This window comes from Streptomyces sp. NPDC051576, assembly GCF_040681835.1.
Classification (GTDB): domain Bacteria; phylum Actinomycetota; class Actinomycetes; order Streptomycetales; family Streptomycetaceae; genus Streptomyces.
This window is the reverse complement of sequence record NZ_JBFAZO010000003.1, coordinates 742,875-760,792: the sequence shown is the minus strand read 5'-3', so window position 1 is coordinate 760,792 and position 17,918 is coordinate 742,875. Positions and strand designations below refer to the sequence as shown.

Here is a 17,918-nt window from a genome sequence, read left to right as displayed (position 1 = left end):
CGGAACGGAAGCGACCCCCGATGATGTACGACCAGACACGCGCCCAACAGCCCGCGAGCCAGAACCGGGGCTCCTCCGAGCGCCGCACCCCGGGCCCCGAGCCGCTGCTCCCGTCCGGCGAACGGGACCAGGTCCTCCAGCGCCTGCGGCACGCCCTCAACACCTTCGCCGACACTCCGCACGATGCCCTGGAGGAGGCGGAGAGCGCCTACGACGAGGCCACCGCCCAGCTCGTGAAGGCCCTCGCGGCCCGACGGGAACTCCTCCGCGCCGGCTGGGCGGACCAGGACCCCGAGTCCCAGTCCGAGGAACTCCGGCACGCGCTGCGCCAGTACCGCGAGATCACGCAACGCCTGCTTCAGCTATAGCCGACCGGTATGGCCTCCCGCGCGCCCTCCCGCCCGCGTGATCGCCGCCTCCACCGCCCCGACCCGCTCCGCCAGCACCCCGAGAGCCACCACCGCACGGCTCAATGGATCGCCCTCCGCCGCGCCCCGCTCCCGCCCGTACGCCGCCTTCAACTCGCCCCACCGCGCCGCCTGTTCGCCGCTCAGCGTGCCACGCAGCTCCCCCAGCTTCAGCAGATTCGCCTCCGCCCCCACCCCGAGCGTCTGCGCCTCAGCCGCGTAGTGGTCGTCCAACACCGCCGACAACTCACGGGAGTTCATCACCGGCTCGATGCGCCGGGCGATCCGGTTCATCGTGCGGTACGACCCCTGGAGCCGGAACGGCGGCTCCGTGCGGTCGGTGTCCGTCGTCGCCGCGGACGCCATGTACGCGGCGTTGACCGCCAGCACCGTGTCCCGGGCGGTGATCAGATGCCCCAACACCACGAGGATCCGGGCCAGTTCCGCAGGCTCGCAGGCGTAGGAAAGCCGGTCGGCGCGGGCCGTCGCGTCGCCCTGCGCCAGCCGGATCAGCAGGTCCAGGTCGTTCCGGTCGCGGCCGGCCAGCGGGGCCAGTACGGGGTTGGACGTCAGCGCGTTCTCGACGAAACTCAGGGCGAACACCGCCTCCTTGCCGGTCAGTACGTCGCCGAGGTTCCAGACGTCGGCACGGTTCGCCAGCATGTCGGGGACCCGGAACCGGCCGCCCGACTCGGTGTACGGGTTGCCGGTCATACAGACCGCGAATCGCTTGCCCCGCAGGTCGTAGGTGCGCGGCGCCCCCTCCCACACGCCCTCCATCCGCCGCGTGGCATCGCACAACGGGATGAATTTCTGGAGGAGTTCGGGCGAGGTGTGCTGGATGTCGTCGAGGTGGAGGAGCACGTTGTTGCCGGCCGCCAGCGCGAAGTTGACCTTCTCCACCTCCTGGCGGGCGGTCGCGTTCGGCGCCTCGGCCGGGTCGAGGGAGGTGACACCGCGGCCGAGGGCCGGTCCGTTCACCTTGACCAGCAGCAGGCCGAGCCGGTCGGCGACGTACTCCATGAGGGTCGTCTTGCCGTACCCCGGCGGGGAGATGAGCAGCAGCAGTCCGCCCGAGTCGCCGCGCCGCCCCTCCCCCGCCGTACCGATCTGCCGGGCCAGGTCGTCGCCGATCAGCGGGAGGTACACCTCGTCGACCAGCCGCCCCCGCACGAAGGACGACAGCACGCGCGGGCGGTACTCGTCGAGGCGCAGGCGCGCACGCTCCGCTGCGACCAGGGCGGTACGGCGGCGCTGGTACGCGCGATGGGCGGGCACCTCGGCTGCCCTGAACTCCCGCGTCCGGGCCAGGAGTTCGTCCACCCGGAACGAAAGCGAGCCGGCCTCGATCCTCGGGTGCGTGCCCAGCAGCCCCCCGACCGTCTCCGTCACCCGCGCCTCCGACTCGTAACGATCCGCGTCCGGGCAGAGTTCGGCCGCGACCGCCTCCGCCAGATCGCCCGGGTCGACCTCCGTGCCGGACGCCGTCGTGTACGCCGTCAGCCACGCCTCCACCAACTGGCGGCGCGCGCCCGGGTCGTCGAGGGCCCGCACATCGTCGTCGTAGGCCGAACCGCCCACCGTGCGCCGGAACTTGTCGAGCAGCGTGCGGGCCCCCGCGCTGATCACGAAGCCCTCGGGGGCGGTGGTCAGTTCGTCGAAGAGGTACGCCGCCGCCCTCTCCCCCGTGTGTTCCGCCAGCTCCGCGAGGAAGTCCGCGACGGCCGGGGTCGGTCCGAACGTGTCGCGGGCCCGCGCGAGCGATCTCGCCCGGCGCGTCCAGCTCTCCCGTTCCGGCGCGCTCGTGCCGTGCGTCCAGAACAGCAACGCCGTTGCGCGGGCGGTCGGTTCGTGGCGCAGGAGGCCCGCGGCCTCGTAGCGGTGGAGCAGTGCGGTGAGGATCGCGGTCGCGTCGTGGTCGTGCACACCGCGTTCGTAGCCTTCGTCGTACGACTCCTGCGCGGCCCGGCGGACCAGGGCGGCGAGGTCGGGTTCCTGGGCGAGGGCCGGTGCGCCGTGTTCGTCGAGGAGGCGGGCGGCAAGGTGTTCCGCGCGGTAGACGGCCGGTGACTCGGAGGGCAGCGGGCGGTCCCAGAAGGCGCGGGTGGCCGCGAACTCCGGGTCGGTGACCGGGGATCGGTAGTCCGTGCCGGTGAGGGCGAAGGCCAGGCCCTCGCCGAAGGGGACCAGGGTGAGGTCGAGGGGTTCGGTGTTCACGGCGAAGCGGTGGCGGCCCAGGCGCAGGGTCCGGCCGCCGTCCGTGTAGAGGTCGGTGCGGTCGCGCAGGGCGCGGGCCGCCTCCTCGCGGGCCGCCGCGAGCCGGCCGGTCAGCTCCTCCGCGCGCACCTGGTCGCCCAGGTCCCGGAGTCGGTCGGCGCTGCGGCGGATCTTCGTCACCATCGGGTCGGAGGCGAAATACGTGCTGACCGCGTCGGCGTCGGCGAGCGTGGCCGCCCGGCGCGCCACGGTCTCCAGGACCCGGGTCGCCGAGGCCGCCAACTGCTCGGCCCTGCGCGCCCGTTCGTCGGCCAGGGTCTGCTTGCGGGCCGAGAAGGTCTCGTAGATCTCGGTGCGTCTGCCGGTCAGTCGGTCGAGGAAGTCGTCGAAGTCGGTGAAGCGCGCTTCCAGGTTCTCCAACTGGACCAGCAACCGCGCCAGTTGGGTGTCGCAGTCCTCCGGTGTCGTCGCGTCCGCGAGCGCGCCCGTCACCGACTGGCCGAGCAGCGCGAACTCGGCCGCGAACTCCGCCCTGCCCTCCCGGTCCTGGAGTTCCCTGCGGCGGGCGTCCAGCGTCGCGCGGGCCCGGTTGACCCCGCCCAGGACCTCGGCGATCCGCTCCAGGATCGACGTACGGACCGTGGCGTCACCGATGTCGAGCCCGGCGATCACCTCGGTCACCGTCCGCAGCCCGTCGGTGAGTTCGTCGAGGCGGGCCGTCACCGGCGCCGCCCCGGCGACCGTGACCAGCTCGCCCGCCTCCACCACCAGCGCGTCGATCAGCTCGTGGTGCCCGGCGAACGCGTCCTCGCGCGCCAGGAAGGCCACCGCCCGCTGCCCGAACGCCCCGAGATCCGCCTCCGCCCCGGCCGCCAGCTCGTCGATCCGCGCGGTGTCGGCGTACCGCATCTCCTTCAGCGTCAGCAAGTGCCCCTGCGCGCGCCGGAGTTCGGTCAGCCCGACTACCCAGCCCGCCGCGTCCCGGGGCACCTCGCCACGCAGCCGTCGTACGAGCGTGGTGAGCCGGTCCGTGGCGGCGACGAGGGCGTCGGCGGCCCGGGCGGTGAGCGTGCGGACCGTCTCGAACTCGGTCAGGACCTGTTCCGCTGTGACCCGGACGTCGGCCAACGGGCCGCCCAGATCGCCGAGTTCGGCGTCCCCGAGCCAGAGGTACGAGTCCGCCGCACGGACACACGCGGCGACCAGCGCCTCGTACATCTCCGTCGTGGGTTCCATCCCCGCGACCGCGCCCGTCAGCGACAGACAGTCGGAGATCCCACGCACGAGATCGGCGTTGCCCACCCTGAACAGCGGTCCGGAGCCGGTGAGTTGCGCGGCCGCGTGGGTGTCGGAGACATACGGCGTACGCCAGATCCGCACCGGATGGACGCGGGCCGCTTCCTCCTCCCCGGCCTCGCTCAGCACCATCAGCGTGCCGTCGTCGAAGAGCGCCCAGCCCTGGCAGGACAGCGGGGTCGCGATCTCCTTGCGGATCAGGTTGTACGGCAGCAGGAGGCTCCGGCCCGGCACCCGCGCCCGGTACGCGAACAGCACGTCCTCGCCGTTGGGCGAGTGGACGACCCGCTCCAACTCCAGCCCGACAACGTCCACTTCGAAGGTCTTGTACGCCCCCGTCGCCAGGCAGTACCCGCCCGGGAAGACGATCCCCTGCTCCTCCGGCAGCCGCCGGCACGACAGCCCGATCCCGTCGAGCCGCACGACTCCCTTGGTCAGCGTGTTGAAGACCAGGAAGCGGTGGGCCTCCTCCTTGTACGGCCGGACGCGCAGCAGCACCAGCGCGCCCACCCGCGCGTACGCGATCTCCGCGTCGGCCGGCGACTGCAACGGCTCGTCCACCGGCTCGGAGTAAATCCCCTCCCCCGTCTCGGTGTTGTCCTCCACCTTGACGGTGAGGGTGCCACCGACCGTGTCGACGTACAGCCCGTCCTGGATCCGGACGTGCGGGTGCCGGCCGGGGACATGGTCCTCGCGGGTCGTCTCCGTCCACTCGAAGTCGTACGGCGGCGGGAGGACGTGGTCGCGTTCGCCGTGCGCGTCCAGGAAGGTGGCCGCCCGGCCGTCCTCGCGCAGTGCCCAGCGCAGGACGCGGATGTCGTCGGCCTTCTCGCCGGTCCGGAACACCGCCAGCAACTTGCCGTCGACGCGCCGGAGTTGGAGCAGGCGGGCTTGGCGGTAGTAGCGGTGGAGGGCTGCGAACTCCCGCACGAAGTCCGGGTCGTCGAGCAGTCCGGGTACGGCGTCCTCGGGCAGCCGGAGCAGGTCGTGGCGGTCGTGCGAGGCGAGGACGTCGGCCACCGTCGTCTCGCGGGTGATACCGACGGATACCTGGTGGCCGAAGAGCAGTACGTCCCCTACGGCGACGATGTCGCTCGGCAGGGCCGGGTGCTCGGTGTTCAGGCGTTCGGTGGCGGTGAGCTCCAGGCGGGTGGAGCCGAACTCCTCGGTGCGGCGGGCGTTGAGCGCCTCCGCACGCCGGGCGAGTTCGGCGGCCTGTGCGGCGAGGCGGTCGCGCAGGACCTCGTAGGTGCCGGTGTCCAGGCCGGTGGTCATGCAGCCCTCTCAGGATCTCGGGTGGGATGGGGTCCGGAACTGCCGTCCCCTGTGCGGCAGTTCCGGACCGTCGGTGGGGTCAGACCTTCGCCGGATGGCCGTTGAGCGCGGCCAGCGGAGTGTCCGCGAGGCCCAACTCGCCGGCCTTGTCCAGCAGTTGCCGTAGCTGACCGGCGTTCGCCGTGTCCGACGTCATCAGCCGCATGAGCAGCGCGGACACGGTGAGGTTCTGCACGTCGGCCGTGGAGACCGAGCCGAGGACGCGGGCGAGGTCGTCGGCGATGTTCGACGTGCCGTCCAGCCACGGACGCGCCAGCGCCTGTGCCGTCTCGGAGTTCTGGACGAAGCCGTCGACGCTGCGGCCGAAGGAGATCGACGACATCAGCCGGTCGAAGAAGACGGTGTCGCCGCCGACGATGTCGATGTCGGCGTGCTCCAGACCGGTCGCGAGGACCGTGGCCTGCGCCTCGGCGACCTGCCGCTGCACATCGAGCCCCGCGAGCCGGATCTCCTTCTCGGCCTGGAGCCGCAGCCGGTACTCCTCGTGGCCGCGCGAGGCGTCGTCGAGGGCGGCCATCGCGGCGGCCTTCTCGGTGAGCCCCTCCGCCTCGGCCTTCAGCTTCTCGCCGATGCCGGTGGCCTCCGCGAGCGCGTTCGCCCGTACACCCTCGGCCTGCGCGAGCACCTTGGCCTGCGCGCCCTCGGCCTCCGCGAGCGCCTTGGCCCGGGTGCCCTCGGCCTCCGCCCGCAGGCGGGCCTCGGTGCCTTCCGCCTCCGCCCGCAGCCGCGCCCCCGTGGCCTCGGCCTCCGCGCGGCCGGCCTTCACGGTGACCTCGGCCTCCTTGTCGCGGACCTGGACCTCGGCGAGTCCGGCCGCGGCGGCCTCCGCCTGGACGCCCTCCGCGAGGCGCAGCTTGGCGCGGGCGTCGAGGTCGGCGGACTTCAACCGGGCGTCGGCGAGGGTGAGTTGCTCACCGGCCCGGTGCTTGGCGGCGGCCTCCGCGGCCTCGGCCGCCTTGATGTCCTTGACCAGCTTCTCCTGCGCCTCCGCCTCGGCGCCGATGATCACGGCCTGCCGGGTGCGCTCCGCCTCCTCGACGACCCGCAGTTTCTTGATGGCCTCCTCCTGCTCCGCGACCGTGCGGTCCACGGCGATCCGCTCCCGGACCACGTCCGCGACCTCGCGCCGCTCGGCCTCGACCTCCTTGTCCTTGGCGATCCCGGACAGCGAGGTCTCCCGTTCGCGGGCGATGACTTCGAGGAGGCGGTCCTTCTCGATGCGCTCGTTCTCCACGGCGATGACCCGCTCGCGGTTCTTCTGCGCGACGGCGATCTCGCGGGCCTGGTTCTCGCGCTGGACGCCGAGTTGCTCCTCGGTACGGAGGAACGCGGTCTGCGCGCCCAGCCGTTCCTCCTCCTGCACCTTCGCGGTGGCGGCCTCCTCCTTGGCGCGCAGGGTCTCCACCTCGCGCCGCTGCCGGATCTCCGCCTCGGCCTGCCGGCGCTCCAACTCCAGGATGGTCTCCCGGGCGTCGACGTTCTGCCGGGTGATCTCCTTCTGCTCGGTGCGCTGGAACTCGTTGGTGCGCACATGCTCGATCGTCGTCAGCTCGGTGATCTTGCGGATGCCCTGCGCGTCCAGGATGTTCTGGTTGTCGAGTTGGGTCATCGGCGTCTGTTCGAGGAAGTCGATGGCCGCGTCGTCGAGGTGGTAGCCGTTGAGGTCGGTGCCGATGACCTGGATGATCCGGTCCCGGAACTCCTCGCGCTTGGTGTAGAGATCGACGAAGTCGAGCTGTTTTCCGACAGTCTTGAGCGCCTCGGAGAACTTCGCGGCGAAGAAGTCCTGGATCGCCGCCGGGTCGCTCGCGGTCTGGGTGCCGATGGCCTGCGCGACCTTGATGACGTCCTCGACGGTCTTGTTGACCCGCACGAAGAAGCTGATGTGGATGTCGGCCCGGATGTTGTCCTGGCAGATCAGGCCCTCGCGCCCGGTGCGGCGGATCTCGATGGTCTTCACCGAGATGTCCATGAACTCGGCCTTGTGCAGCACCGGCAGGACGACCGCACCGGTGAAGGTGACGTCGACCTTCTTCGTCTTGGAGACGATCAGGGCCCGCCCCTGCTCCACCTTCCGGAACAGCCGGCCGACCATCAGCAGCAGGGTGAGCGCGATGAGCAGGACAACGGCGACGAACACACCGATGCCCACGGTGATGGCGTTCATGACATGGGTCCTCAAGGGATGAGAAGGGTGGTGAAACGAACGTGGACCAACAGACGTGGGCCAACAGGCGTTGACTGCCTACCCCGGGTTGCCGCCCGGGTTGCCGCCCAGACCGGCCCTCGGGTCCAGCGCACTGTCGTAGGGCGCGACCCAGAAGAACTCGCCGGTCTCGTCGAAGGCGTAGAGCAGTCCGGTGCTGCCATGGGTGAGGGCGCCGGTGTCGTTCTGGCGCACCTGGACCACCGCGGCCGACCCGTCGGCGGCCCTGACCTCGGCCTGCCCGAAGGTCTGGTCGACCCGTCCCGTGCGAATGGTGCAGGTCAGTCCGACGAAGTCCAGCCGGGACGGCCCGGCTTCGTCGGGGAAGAGGCGGTGCAGAGGTCGTACGAGCACCTGGGTCGTCCGCCAGGAGACGTACACCGTGCCCAGCAGCACAACCACCCCGACCAGCACGCCGATCGGGCCGGACGGGACGAGCAGCACGCTCGCGCAGAAGCTGATCAGCCAGCCGACGGCGACGAACAGCGAGAAGGCGAGGGTCACCGGGACCCCGCCGAGCCACCGGACGTCGGCGTGCGCGCGGGAGTGGAGGTGGGCGTGACCGTGTCCGTGGGCGTCGGCCGCGCCGAGCGCGACCAGCAGCCAGTACAGGACGACCACGACGAGCGCCGCGGTGAAGACGACGGCGGGAAACCCGATGGCGGCCGTGACGAACGCCCCCATGATCCCCGCCCCCCGTTCCCTCGCTCGCCCTGACAGCCCGCGGGGATGCGCGGATCGCGGTTCCGGTGCGGGACACCTGCCGGTGTCCGGCACCGGATCCTTCCGCGGTGCTCCCCTGGCGCCATGGTGCGCGCGGGGTGCGCGCCCGCGCATTGCCGGAACCCGGCAGTGTTCATTAGGGTCTTGATGCCGGTGCCGCGCTAAGAAAGCGTTACCGGGGCGTCAAGAAAACAGGGGGCGGAGTTGCCGGAGCGCGGGATGCCTGAGCAGTATCTGGCGGGGTACGCGCAGCTCCTGGCGGAGGTGGCCGGCACCGGACGCCGGCTGACCCGGGCCGAGTTGGAGGCCCGCCGCACCCTGGGCGAGCAGGCGGCCGAGGCGGGCCACGGACTGCGGGCCCTGGTCAGCGCCCATCTGACCGCCACCCGCACCGCCTGGCCGCAGACCCCCGGCTCCGCCGACTGCGTCCTGGCAGCGGTGCAGCAGGTCGTCGACGCCTTCGCCGAGGGCTACGACCGCGCCCAGCGCCTCGCCGTACGCCAGGAGGAGGCGGCCCGGCGGGAGTTCATCGACGACCTCCTCTACGGCCGCAGCGACCTGGGCCGGCTCGCCGAACGCGCCGAGCGCTTCGGCCTGCACCTGTCCCACACGCACGCCGTCGCCGTGGTGCAGGGCCCGACGCCGTACGACGAGAGCGCGCCGGTGCCGCGTCAGGTGGAGCGCGCGATGATCAGCCGCTTCGGTGACCGCAGCATCCTGCTCACCACGAAGGCCGGCCGGATGCTGTGCGTCGCGCCCGGCGACCAGGACGAGGTCCTCGCCCACTTCGCCAAGCAGTCGTACGCGGCGGCGGAGGGCGCCCGCGCGGCGATCGGCCGACCGCAGCCGGGCGCGGGCGGGATCGTCCAGTCCTACGAGGAGGCCCTCAACACACTCGAACTGGCCGAGCGGCTCAACCTGGAGGGGCCTCTCCTGCGCGCCGCCGACCTGCTGGTCTACCCGGTGCTGACCCGCGACCGGCAGGCCATGGCCGATCTGGTCCTCGACGCGCTGGGCCCGCTCACCAAGGCGCGCGGCGGCCCGCGACCGCTGCTGGACACCCTCTCGACGTACTTCGACTGCGGCTGTGTGGCCGCGGAGACGGCCCGCCGGCTCTCGCTGAGCGTGCGCGCGCTGACCTACCGGCTGGAGCGCATCCACCAGCTCACCGGCGCGAACCCGGCCAATCCCGGCCAGCGGTACACGTTGCAGACCGCCGTGATCGGGGCCCGCCTGCTGGACTGGCCCGACAGCGAGTTGTGAGGCCCCCGAGGGCAGAAAAAAGCGACCCCGCGCCCGGATGGATCGTCGGCGGCGTGGTCGCTTGAGGTGTGCGGAGCGGCGGGGGCGGAGGCGTCAGCCCAGGGTGGTGCCGATGTACGAGGTCGATTCGGGGCCGGAGTCCGCGGCGGGCTCGGGAGCCGTCGGTGCGGGGGTCGCGGGCGCGGGCGGCGTCTCGTGGCAGGTGAAACCGAGCCGGGTCAGGGCCCTGGTCACCTCGAAGGCGGTGAAGTCACGGCGGTCCTGCTTGGTGATGACCTCGCCGACCTGCTTGACCGGGTACAGCTTGCGGCTGATGACGGCGCAGGGGCCGGTGACCGGCTGCTCCGGGCGGATGCCCTTGAGCATCGCCTCCACCTCGCTCTTCGTCAGATCGAAGGGGTAACGGGCGATCACGCAGCGCATGGTGCCTCACCTAGGGGTTCGAGCGGGCGGAGAGGGGAGGATTTCTCCGCGGGGAATGCGGAAGAACGGCCGAAGAACGGCGGGTGACCGAAGAACGGCGACTAAATGAGCGGATACGAAAAGGGGCCCGCACCCAAGGTGCGGGCCCCTGTTTCGCAGTCTCGCGTGCTTAGGCGGGAACGATGTTCTCCGCCTGCGGGCCCTTCTGGCCCTGCGTGATGTCGAAGGTCACCTTCTGACCTTCCTGCAGCTCGCGGAAGCCCTGGGTGGCGATGTTCGAGTAGTGGGCGAAGACGTCGGCGCCGCCGCCGTCCTGCTCGATGAAGCCGAAGCCCTTTTCCGCGTTGAACCACTTCACGGTACCGGTGGCCATGTCTTAACTCCTAGGCAGTGCACGAGATCCGCACTTTACGAATCTCCTCCATCGCCGTGATGATCACCTGTCCGGAAACCCGGTTCAAAATTGGCAACCACAACTGCAACTGAAGTCAGCCTAGCACGGAACCCTTTTTCGCGGCGGTGGAATTGTGTGGGAAAAGCGCCGCACAAAACAGTGAATTTCTGTTTCGGGCGCATCAGATTTTCTGCTGCTCCTCGTGCTCCTCGCCGGACCGCAGCTCCTCGTTGACACGCAGCGCCTCGTCCAGCCGGTCCTCCAGGCTGATGATGCGGCAGGCGGCCTCGATGGGAGTCCCCTGGTCGACCAGTTCGCGGGCCCGGGAGGCCGTACGGAGCTGATGGCGCGAGTAGCGGCGGTGCCCGCCGTCCGACCGCGTCGGGGTGATCAGCCCGGCCTCGCCCAGTGACCGGAGGAAACCGGGGGTGGAGGCGATCAGCTCGGCGGCCCGGCCCATGGTGTAGGCCGGGTAGTCGTCGTCGTCGAGCCGGTCGGCCGCGGGCTGCTGGCTTTCTGAGGGCATGTACACCTTTCCTGCGGGCCGCCTGAGGGGCGGCCCACCGCACGGGTCCGGGTTTCCCCGTACGGGAACTCTAGTCGCACCCAGGGAATCTCTGTTGCGGCGAGCACAGATGTCCTGACGCGGCTTGACGCGGTCAGCGTCCCAGGACCAGGACGTAGCAGGGCCCGGACGGCCGCGGATCAAGGTCTACGGGGTCGGGTACGGAGCCCCGTTCGGGGGCTTCTCCGGCGGTCCGTTCGGAGGTCTGTTCGAGGTCCGTGGCGATATTTCGTACGACGTCCTGCCAGCCCCAGGCCCGGTAGGCGGCCAGTGTCTCGGTGTCCGCGCGGGGCACCAGGGCGATGCCGAGGGCCGGCGCGTGGTCGGCGAGCAGCCGGCGCTGGAGGCGCCGGGCGAGGTTCCAGTCCCGGTCCTGGTAGTGGGTGCGCACCCGGGGCGGGACGACGATCCCGGAGACCGCGAAGAGCCCGCCGGTGAGCGCGAGGCCGCGCAGGCTCCGGGGGAGGTCGGCGTCGCACCCCTGCCACCAGGGGTCGGTGCCGCGCACGGGGAAGCCGTAGGCGCAGGCCGTCAGGGTCGTGTTCTCGGCGATCAGCAGGGCGAAGCCGGGGCGCCGGACGTCACCGGCAAGGCGTCGCAGGAAGGCGGCACGCGAAGGGTTCCCCGTACGGGTCCCGCCGCAGGTCTGCTCGTACAGATCACCCAGGTCCTCGAAGCGGTCCTCGATCTGGCGCCGGCTGAGCGGGCGGACGCGGTCGCCCTGCGTGGGCGAGGGGCCGCGCTCCCGGCCGGCCGGGGACCACGCCTGCTCCCGGTCCGCCGTACCGGCGCCGCCGCGCTCGGCGAGCCGCGCGGTCGGCCGACCGGGCACGTTCACGGTCATGGGCTGAGCCCTGCCCCGGGCGCGCGCACATCCGCCCGGCGTCGTCATTCACCGAGGACGGCACCGGCGCGATCCGGCGCACGAGAAATCCCCGGTTCTTTCACGGTACGCCCGCGCGGGTGGCGGGGGCGGGCGGCGACGGGTCGCGTCCGCGGAGTCCCGTCGTCCGCCCGCGGGTCGGACCTCGCGCCCGCCGCGGAAGCGGCCGGTGGCGCGTGCGCTCGGCGGACCCGGCGCAGACCTTCGTACTGGGCGTACTCGGGTCTGCGCCCGGTGCGGCGAGTGGGGACACCTCGCACGCTCTCAAGGCGGCGGGGAGCGTGCCGGGCGACGCGAGGCGGGCGGGGCCTCGCGGACGCGGCCCGCGTCCCTTACCGGTTCCGGCCTTACTGGTTCCAGCTCTCGTCGTACGGGTCCTTCGGTGTCGGGACCGGTCGGGCCTGGGTGACCTGGAAGTAGGGGATCGGGCCGTTGTTGACGGGGTCCTTGGTCTGCTTGGGGCTGTAGGTGCCGGTGACCTCCAGCCAGGTGTCGGGCTGGAGGACCGGTGGGATCTTGCCGGTCAGCGCGATCTTGACCGGCTGGGCGTCGGCGGCACAGCAGTTGAGGGCCATGCGGACCAGGTAGGGGGCACCCGACTTGTCCAGTGCTATGAAGCCGGTGACCTTGAGTTGCCGGTCGCCGAGGGAGTGCCCGTGGTCGTAGACCGCGCGGCTCGCGTAGTCAACCAGGCCGATGGTGAGCGGGTTGCTTTCGGGGAGCTTGGAGAGGCCGTAGGGCTGCTGGAGGGCCGTGCCCGTGCGGACCGCGCTGTAGGAGCCGAGGGCGGGCGGGGCGACCAGGATGAGGGCGAAGAGGGGGAGGATCAGGAGCCAGGAGATGCGGGGTTCGCGGTGCACATGACCGGGAGCGTGCTCGTGTTCGTCACCCTCCCCGTGCGCCTTCTCCGTCTCCTTGGTCAGCCGGGACCGGCGCCACTCGTACCAGGCCGTCGCCAGCGCCGCCACGATCAGGACCGCGCCGGAGAGCAGCAGCAGGGGCTGGAGTCCGGCCTTGACGTAGCGCAGGTAGAGGTTGGTGAGGCCCGCGTGCAGGAGGGCCGCGCCGACCAGGAACAGGACCGCCGCCTGTGCCTGCCGGTTCACAGGAGCACCGCCCCGGTGACGACCGCGCCCGCGATGGCGAGGGCGAAGGTGGCGGGTGCGAAGCGCAGTGCGAAGCCGCGGCCGAAGGTGCCGGCCTGCATGGCGAACAGTTTCAGGTCGATCATCGGTCCGACCACCAGGAACGCGAGTTTGGCGGTGAGCGAGAACTGGGTGAGCGAGGCGGCCACGAACGCGTCCGCCTCCGAGCAGATCGACAGCAGGACGGCGAGCACCGAGAGGGCGAGGATCGCCACCACCGGGTTGTCGGCCGCCGTCCGCAGCCAGCTCGCCGGGGCGACCGCCTTGAGGGTCGCCGCTGACATGGCGCCCAGCACCAGGAACCCGCCGGCCTGCATCACGTCGTGCCGCACCGAGCCCCAGAACGCGGCCCCCTTGGTCTCGCCCTCGTGCGGTTCGTGGGCGGGCAGCCGCAGCCAGTCGGTACGGCCGAGCCGCTGCCACAGCCAGCCCATCACACAGGCCACGAGCAGGCTGCCGACGAACCGGCCGACGACCATCTCGGGGTTGCGCGGGAACGCCACGGCCGTCGCCGTCAGCACGATCGGGTTGATCGCCGGGGCGGAGAGCAGGAACGCGATCGCCGCCGCCGGGGTGACCCCGCGTCGCACCAGCGCCCCGGCCACCGGCACGGACGCGCACTCGCAGCCCGGCAGGATCGCGCCCGCCATCCCGGCCACCGGCACGGCCAGCACCGGGTTGTTGGGCAGCGCGCGGGCGAAGAACGTCGGCGGTACGAACACCGCGATGGCCGCCGACAGCAGCACGCCCAGCACCAGGAAGGGCAGCGCCTGCACGACCACGGCCACGAACACCGTCATCCAGCTCTGCATCACCGGCGCGGACAGCGCCTGCCGGATCGGCCCCTGTGCCAGCACGACCACGAGCAGCACCATGGTCAGCACGAGCGGCGAGTTGAACTGCCAGCCGCCCTCCCTCTTCGTGGGGGCGGGCGTTTCCGCGGTCGACGGCGGCTCCGTGGTCGGCGCGGCTGGTTCGGTGGTGATGGCCACGGGTGAGGTACCTCCGGCAGACGCGGGTTTCGCGAGTTTTGCTCCCTCCCTCTGCATACGGCAGTGGAGGCACGGGTGTTCAGCGGAAAACTGGAACCACCCGCCTCCTTGGGGCAGTCTTTTCCCTCGTGGCGAGCAGCGTTCCGAATCAGACCCCGCCGGGCACCACCCGCGCGCACATGGTGGTGTGCGGCGACGACGCGCTCGCCCACCGGCTCGCCGCCGAACTGCGCAGTGTCTACGGCGAGCAGATCACCCTCGTCGTACCGCTCTCCGAGGCCACCGCCCGCCCTCCGGTGGTCGGCCGCGCGCGGGCCGCCTCGGTGGCCCTGCTCGACCGGGTCAACGCGGCGGTGGCCCGGGCGAACGGCAACGGTACCCCCGCCGCACCCGAACCCCCGCGCGGGGAGCGGGTGTTGGAGGTCGCCGAGCTGACCGAGGCGGTGTTCGCCGAGGCCGGTGTGGAGCGAGCGACCGCGCTGGCCCTCGTCCATGACGACGACGAGACGAACATCCGCGCCGCCCTCACCGCCCGCCGCCTCAACCCCCGCATCCGGCTCGTGCTCCGCCTCTACAACCGACGCCTTGGCCAGCACATCGAGGAACTCCTCGACCAGGCGGCCGCGTTGGCGACCGGCGAGGAGGGCGGGTCCGGGTTCGACGCGTCCACCACCGTGCTCTCCGACGCCGACACGGCCGCGCCCGCGCTGGCCGCCACCGCGCTCGCCGGTACCAGCAAGGTCGTCCAGACCGACGGGCTGCTGCTGCGCGCGGTGGAACGGCCGCCGCCGGGCCCCGGGCAGGTCGCCGACCCCGGACTGGCCACGCTGGCCCTGCTGTCGGCGACCAGCAGCGACCCGGCCGGCGCGGACGGCTCCGAGGGCATGGGCGAACAGGGACCGCGCCTGCTGCCCGACGCGGCGGCCGTCGCCTCGGCCACCGGGCGCGGCACCGTCGTCCTGGAACAGGTGTCGTACGCCGGACCCCAACTGCCGGGCGGACGCGGGGGCGGGGGCGGTGTCGTACCGCCGTTCTCCTCCCTCTTCTCGCGACGGCTGCGCTGGTCGCTGGCGGGCATGGTGGCGTGCGTGATCGCGCTCGCCGTCTCGCTGTGGCTGGTGACGAAGATCCACCCGCTGACCGCCTTCTATCTGACGCTGCTCGACCTGTTCGCGATCGACGACCCCGCGATCGGGGCGTCCCTGGGGCGGCAGATCCTCCAACTCCTCTCCGGTCTCGTCGGGTTGCTGATGCTGCCGGTGCTGCTGGCGGCGGTCCTTGAGGCGCTCGGCACCTTCCGCACGGCGTCCGCGCTGCGCAAGCCGCCGCGTGGGCTCGGCGGGCATGTCGTGCTGCTCGGCCTCGGCAAGATCGGCACCCGGGTGCTGACCCGGCTGCGGGAACTCAACATCCCCGTGGTGTGCGTCGAGGCCGACCCCGACGCCCGCGGGCTCGCGGTCGCGCGCCGGCTGCGGGTGCCGGTGATCCTCGGTGACGTCACCCAGGAGGGCGTCCTGGAATCCGCCAAGGTCCACCGCTCCCACGCCCTGCTCGCGGTCACCAGCTCCGACACCACCAACCTCGAAGCGGTGCTGTACGCACGGTCCGTACGGCCCGATCTGCGGGTCGTACTGAGGCTGTACGACGACGACTTCGCGACCGCCGTGTACCGCACCCTGCGCGCCGCCCACCCGCACGCCCTGACCCGGAGCCGGAGCGTGTCCCATCTGGCCGCGCCCGCGTTCGCCGGGGCGATGATGGGGCGGCAGATCCTGGGCGCCATCCCCGTCGAGCGGCGGGTGCTGCTGTTCGCGGCGATGAGCGTGGGCGGGCATCCCCAGCTGGAGGGGAAGACGGTCGCCGAGGCGTTCCGTGCCGGGTCCTGGCGGGTGCTGGCGCTGGACACGGCGACACGGGACGCCTCGGAGGACGTACGGCGGTCGGGGCTGGTGTGGGATCTTCCCGACACGTATGTCCTGCGGGGCTCGGACAGGGTTGTGCTCGCGGCGACCCGGCGGGGGTTGGCGGAGTTGCTGGGGCGCAGGCCCCGGGATCGGGCCGGGACGTAGGGAGCGGGGACCTCGGATCCCCGCTCCGCGCAGGTGCCCAGGAGTACGCGAACTCCCGGGCGTCCTGGCCTACTTCGCCAAGTGCCGCGCCGCGAAGTCCAGTTCCAGTCTCACCTGCTTGATCCGCTCGTCCACCACCAGTGACCCGTGCCCCGCGTCGTACCGGTACACCTCGTGCACGGCGCCTCTCTTCTCCAGGCGCTTCACGTAGTTGTCGATCTGGCGGATCGGGCAGCGCGGGTCGTTGACCCCGGCCGAGATGTAGACCGGGGAGGTGACCTCGTCGACGTAGGTCAGCGGGGAGGACGCCGCGAAGCGGGCCGGGACCTCCTCGGGGGTGCCGCCGAGGAGGGTGCGGTCCATGGCCTTCAGGGCTTCCATCTCGTCGTGGTACGCCGTCACGTAGTCGGCGACCGGCACCGCCGCGATGCCCAGTGTCCACGCGTCGGGCTGGGTGCCGAGGCCGAGGAGGGTGAGATAGCCGCCCCAGGAGCCGCCGGTGAGGATCAGCCGGTCGGGGTCGGCGAGGCCCGAGGTGATCGCCCACTCCCGGACCGCCGCGATGTCCTCCAGCTCGATCAGACCGACCCGGTACTTCAGGGCGTCCGTCCACGCGCGCCCGTATCCGGTCGAGCCGCGGTAGTTGACCCGGACCACCGCGTATCCGTGGTCTACCCAGGCCGCCGGCCCCGCCGCGAAGGAGTCGCTGTCGTGCCAGGTCGGGCCGCCGTGGATGTCGAAGACGGTGGGGAGGGGGCCCGTGGCACCCGCCGGCTTCTGGACCAGGGCGTGGATCCGGCCTCCCGGGCCCTCCACCCACACGTCCTCGACCGGCACCGAGCCGGGCGACTTCATGCCGGGCGGGTCCAGGACGACCTCGCCCGTCGTCGAGCGCACGGTGGACGGCTCGGCGGCCGAGGACCACAGGTACTCGACGCTGCCGTCCGGCCGGGCCGTGACGCCCGACAGCGAACCGACCGGTGTCGGCACCTTCACCAGCGCGCCCGAGGCAAGGTCGTAGCGGAACACCTCGCTGCGGGCCTCGAAGCTGTGCGCGACGAGGAGGGCCGAGCCGTCCGGGTACCACTCGGCGCTCACGTCACCGGGCAGGTCCAGGTCGAGGTCCGTCTCGCCGCCCTTGACCACTTCCCACACCAGGGGCTCCCAACGGCCGCGCCGCTGATGGCCGATGAGGAGGCGGGTGTCGCCGTCGACGGGTGCGAAGCCGAGCACTTCAAGGCCCAGCTCCTCGGTGCCGCCCTTGGTGTCGTCGAGGTCGGCGACCACCGTGCCGTCCGGGCGCAGGACGCGCAGCGCCGAGTGCATCGCGTCGCCGTGCTCGGTGTGCTCGATCGCGATCAGCGAACCGTCGTGCGAGAGGTCGCCGACGCCCGCCGACTCGCGGTGGCGGTAGAGCAACGTGGTCTCGTCGCCGGTGCGGGCGAGGTGGATCGTCGTACCGTCCTCGTCCGTGGAGCGGCCCACGACCGCGGTCCGGCCGTCCCGGGCGAGGGCGAGCCCGGCCGGATAGGAGGCGTCGAGGCCGGGGACGGCCGGTTCGTCGGGGCCGCCCTTGAAGGGCTGGCGGCGCCAGATGCCGAACTCGTCGCCGTCCTTGTCGTCGAACCACCAGATCCACTCCCCGTCCGGGGAGAGCACACCGTCCGTCGTGCCGTTCGGCCGGTCCGTGACCTGACGTTGCTCGCCCGTCGCCCGGTCCCAGGCGTACAGCTCATACGTCCCTGTCGCGTTCGACACGAACAGGGAACGGTCGGGTGCGTCCTCCGCCCAGTCGGGCAGGGACACTCGGGGCGCCCTGAAGCGCTTCTCCCAGTCCGGTGTGGTCTCGGACCTGTTGCTCTCAGTCATGGCCCCATACTGCCCGCCCTCACAGACATTGCACTGGTCGGATCCTCAGCCTGTGGATAACTTCGACCAAGACCCGGTCCGGGCATTGCCGAGGCCCGGTCGGACCCCCGGGCCGAGACCCCTACGGGAGC

At 71.8% G+C, this 17,918-nt stretch carries 13 protein-coding genes; 3 read left to right on the top strand and 10 right to left on the bottom strand.

Annotation, left to right across the window (positions count from 1 at the left end):
• Positions 1-20: 20 nt before the first annotated feature.
• Positions 21-368, top strand: a complete 348-nt coding sequence (locus tag AB0M63_RS13320; protein ID WP_355918006.1) for a hypothetical protein — start codon at positions 21-23, stop codon at positions 366-368.
• Here AB0M63_RS13320 and AB0M63_RS13315 read toward each other — a convergent pair.
• The 3 genes from AB0M63_RS13315 to AB0M63_RS13305 form a co-directional block, all read right to left on the bottom strand.
• A complete protein-coding gene (locus AB0M63_RS13315) occupies positions 363-5,195 on the bottom strand; it encodes a DNA repair ATPase (RefSeq protein ID WP_366019426.1) in 4,833 nt (1,610 codons plus the stop codon). The two genes, AB0M63_RS13320 and AB0M63_RS13315, sit on opposite strands and share 6 nt — an antisense overlap.
• A 79-nt stretch (positions 5,196-5,274) precedes the next feature.
• Positions 5,275-7,422, bottom strand: coding sequence for a flotillin family protein (locus AB0M63_RS13310; RefSeq protein WP_355918000.1), 2,148 nt, complete (start codon positions 7,420-7,422; stop codon positions 5,275-5,277).
• Between the two features lie 78 nt (positions 7,423-7,500).
• The gene (locus AB0M63_RS13305) at positions 7,501-8,145 is read right to left on the bottom strand and encodes a hypothetical protein (protein WP_366019425.1); all 645 of its coding nucleotides are present in this window, start codon (positions 8,143-8,145) and stop codon (positions 7,501-7,503) included.
• A gap of 243 nt (positions 8,146-8,388) precedes the next feature.
• Between AB0M63_RS13305 and AB0M63_RS13300 the strand changes: the two genes are divergently transcribed.
• On the top strand, positions 8,389-9,447 hold the full coding sequence (locus tag AB0M63_RS13300; protein WP_355917994.1) for a helix-turn-helix domain-containing protein: 1,059 nt from the start codon (positions 8,389-8,391) through the stop codon (positions 9,445-9,447).
• A 93-nt stretch (positions 9,448-9,540) separates the two neighbouring features.
• On the opposite strand, the gene AB0M63_RS13295 is transcribed toward AB0M63_RS13300, so the two are convergent.
• The 6 genes from AB0M63_RS13295 to AB0M63_RS13270 all read right to left on the bottom strand — a co-directional run bounded on the left by AB0M63_RS13295 (position 9,541) and on the right by AB0M63_RS13270 (position 13,849).
• Positions 9,541-9,870, bottom strand: a complete 330-nt coding sequence (locus tag AB0M63_RS13295) for an SCO5918 family protein (protein ID WP_366019424.1) — start codon at positions 9,868-9,870, stop codon at positions 9,541-9,543.
• A gap of 169 nt (positions 9,871-10,039) precedes the next feature.
• Positions 10,040-10,243, bottom strand: coding sequence for a cold-shock protein (locus tag AB0M63_RS13290; protein ID WP_019063123.1), 204 nt, complete (start codon positions 10,241-10,243; stop codon positions 10,040-10,042).
• Between the two features lie 202 nt (positions 10,244-10,445).
• Positions 10,446-10,790, bottom strand: a complete 345-nt coding sequence (locus AB0M63_RS13285) for a MerR family transcriptional regulator (RefSeq protein WP_355917987.1) — start codon at positions 10,788-10,790, stop codon at positions 10,446-10,448.
• A gap of 133 nt (positions 10,791-10,923) precedes the next feature.
• Positions 10,924-11,673, bottom strand: coding sequence for a hypothetical protein (locus AB0M63_RS13280; RefSeq protein ID WP_355917984.1), 750 nt, complete (start codon positions 11,671-11,673; stop codon positions 10,924-10,926).
• Between the two features lie 386 nt (positions 11,674-12,059).
• Positions 12,060-12,818 (bottom strand): TIGR03943 family protein, encoded by a 759-nt coding sequence (locus AB0M63_RS13275; RefSeq protein WP_355917981.1) that lies wholly within the window; start codon positions 12,816-12,818, stop codon positions 12,060-12,062.
• Positions 12,815-13,849: a permease gene (locus AB0M63_RS13270; RefSeq protein ID WP_366019423.1), complete on the bottom strand. Its 1,035-nt coding sequence runs from the start codon at positions 13,847-13,849 to the stop codon at positions 12,815-12,817. The genes AB0M63_RS13275 and AB0M63_RS13270 overlap by 4 nt, the downstream gene beginning before the upstream one ends.
• A gap of 179 nt (positions 13,850-14,028) precedes the next feature.
• Between AB0M63_RS13270 and AB0M63_RS13265 the strand changes: the two genes are divergently transcribed.
• Complete coding sequence (locus tag AB0M63_RS13265) at positions 14,029-15,918, top strand: NAD-binding protein (protein WP_366019491.1); 1,890 nt, start codon at positions 14,029-14,031, stop codon at positions 15,916-15,918.
• Between the two features lie 69 nt (positions 15,919-15,987).
• On the opposite strand, the gene AB0M63_RS13260 is transcribed toward AB0M63_RS13265, so the two are convergent.
• Positions 15,988-17,787: a prolyl oligopeptidase family serine peptidase gene (locus AB0M63_RS13260; protein WP_366019422.1), complete on the bottom strand. Its 1,800-nt coding sequence runs from the start codon at positions 17,785-17,787 to the stop codon at positions 15,988-15,990.
• Between the last annotated feature and the right edge of the window lie 131 nt (positions 17,788-17,918).

Coding starts and splice junctions, on each gene's coding strand:
- AB0M63_RS13320 (WP_355918006.1), top strand. CDS start 21: ATGATGTACGACCAGACACGCGCCCAACAGCCCGCGAGCCAGAACCGG.
- AB0M63_RS13315 (WP_366019426.1), bottom strand. CDS start 5,195: ATGACCACCGGCCTGGACACCGGCACCTACGAGGTCCTGCGCGACCGC.
- AB0M63_RS13310 (WP_355918000.1), bottom strand. CDS start 7,422: ATGAACGCCATCACCGTGGGCATCGGTGTGTTCGTCGCCGTTGTCCTG.
- AB0M63_RS13305 (WP_366019425.1), bottom strand. CDS start 8,145: ATGGGGGCGTTCGTCACGGCCGCCATCGGGTTTCCCGCCGTCGTCTTC.
- AB0M63_RS13295 (WP_366019424.1), bottom strand. CDS start 9,870: ATGCGCTGCGTGATCGCCCGTTACCCCTTCGATCTGACGAAGAGCGAG.
- AB0M63_RS13290 (WP_019063123.1), bottom strand. CDS start 10,243: ATGGCCACCGGTACCGTGAAGTGGTTCAACGCGGAAAAGGGCTTCGGC.
- AB0M63_RS13285 (WP_355917987.1), bottom strand. CDS start 10,790: ATGCCCTCAGAAAGCCAGCAGCCCGCGGCCGACCGGCTCGACGACGAC.
- AB0M63_RS13280 (WP_355917984.1), bottom strand. CDS start 11,673: ATGACCGTGAACGTGCCCGGTCGGCCGACCGCGCGGCTCGCCGAGCGC.
- AB0M63_RS13265 (WP_366019491.1), top strand. CDS start 14,029: ATGGTGGTGTGCGGCGACGACGCGCTCGCCCACCGGCTCGCCGCCGAA.
- AB0M63_RS13260 (WP_366019422.1), bottom strand. CDS start 17,787: ATGACTGAGAGCAACAGGTCCGAGACCACACCGGACTGGGAGAAGCGC.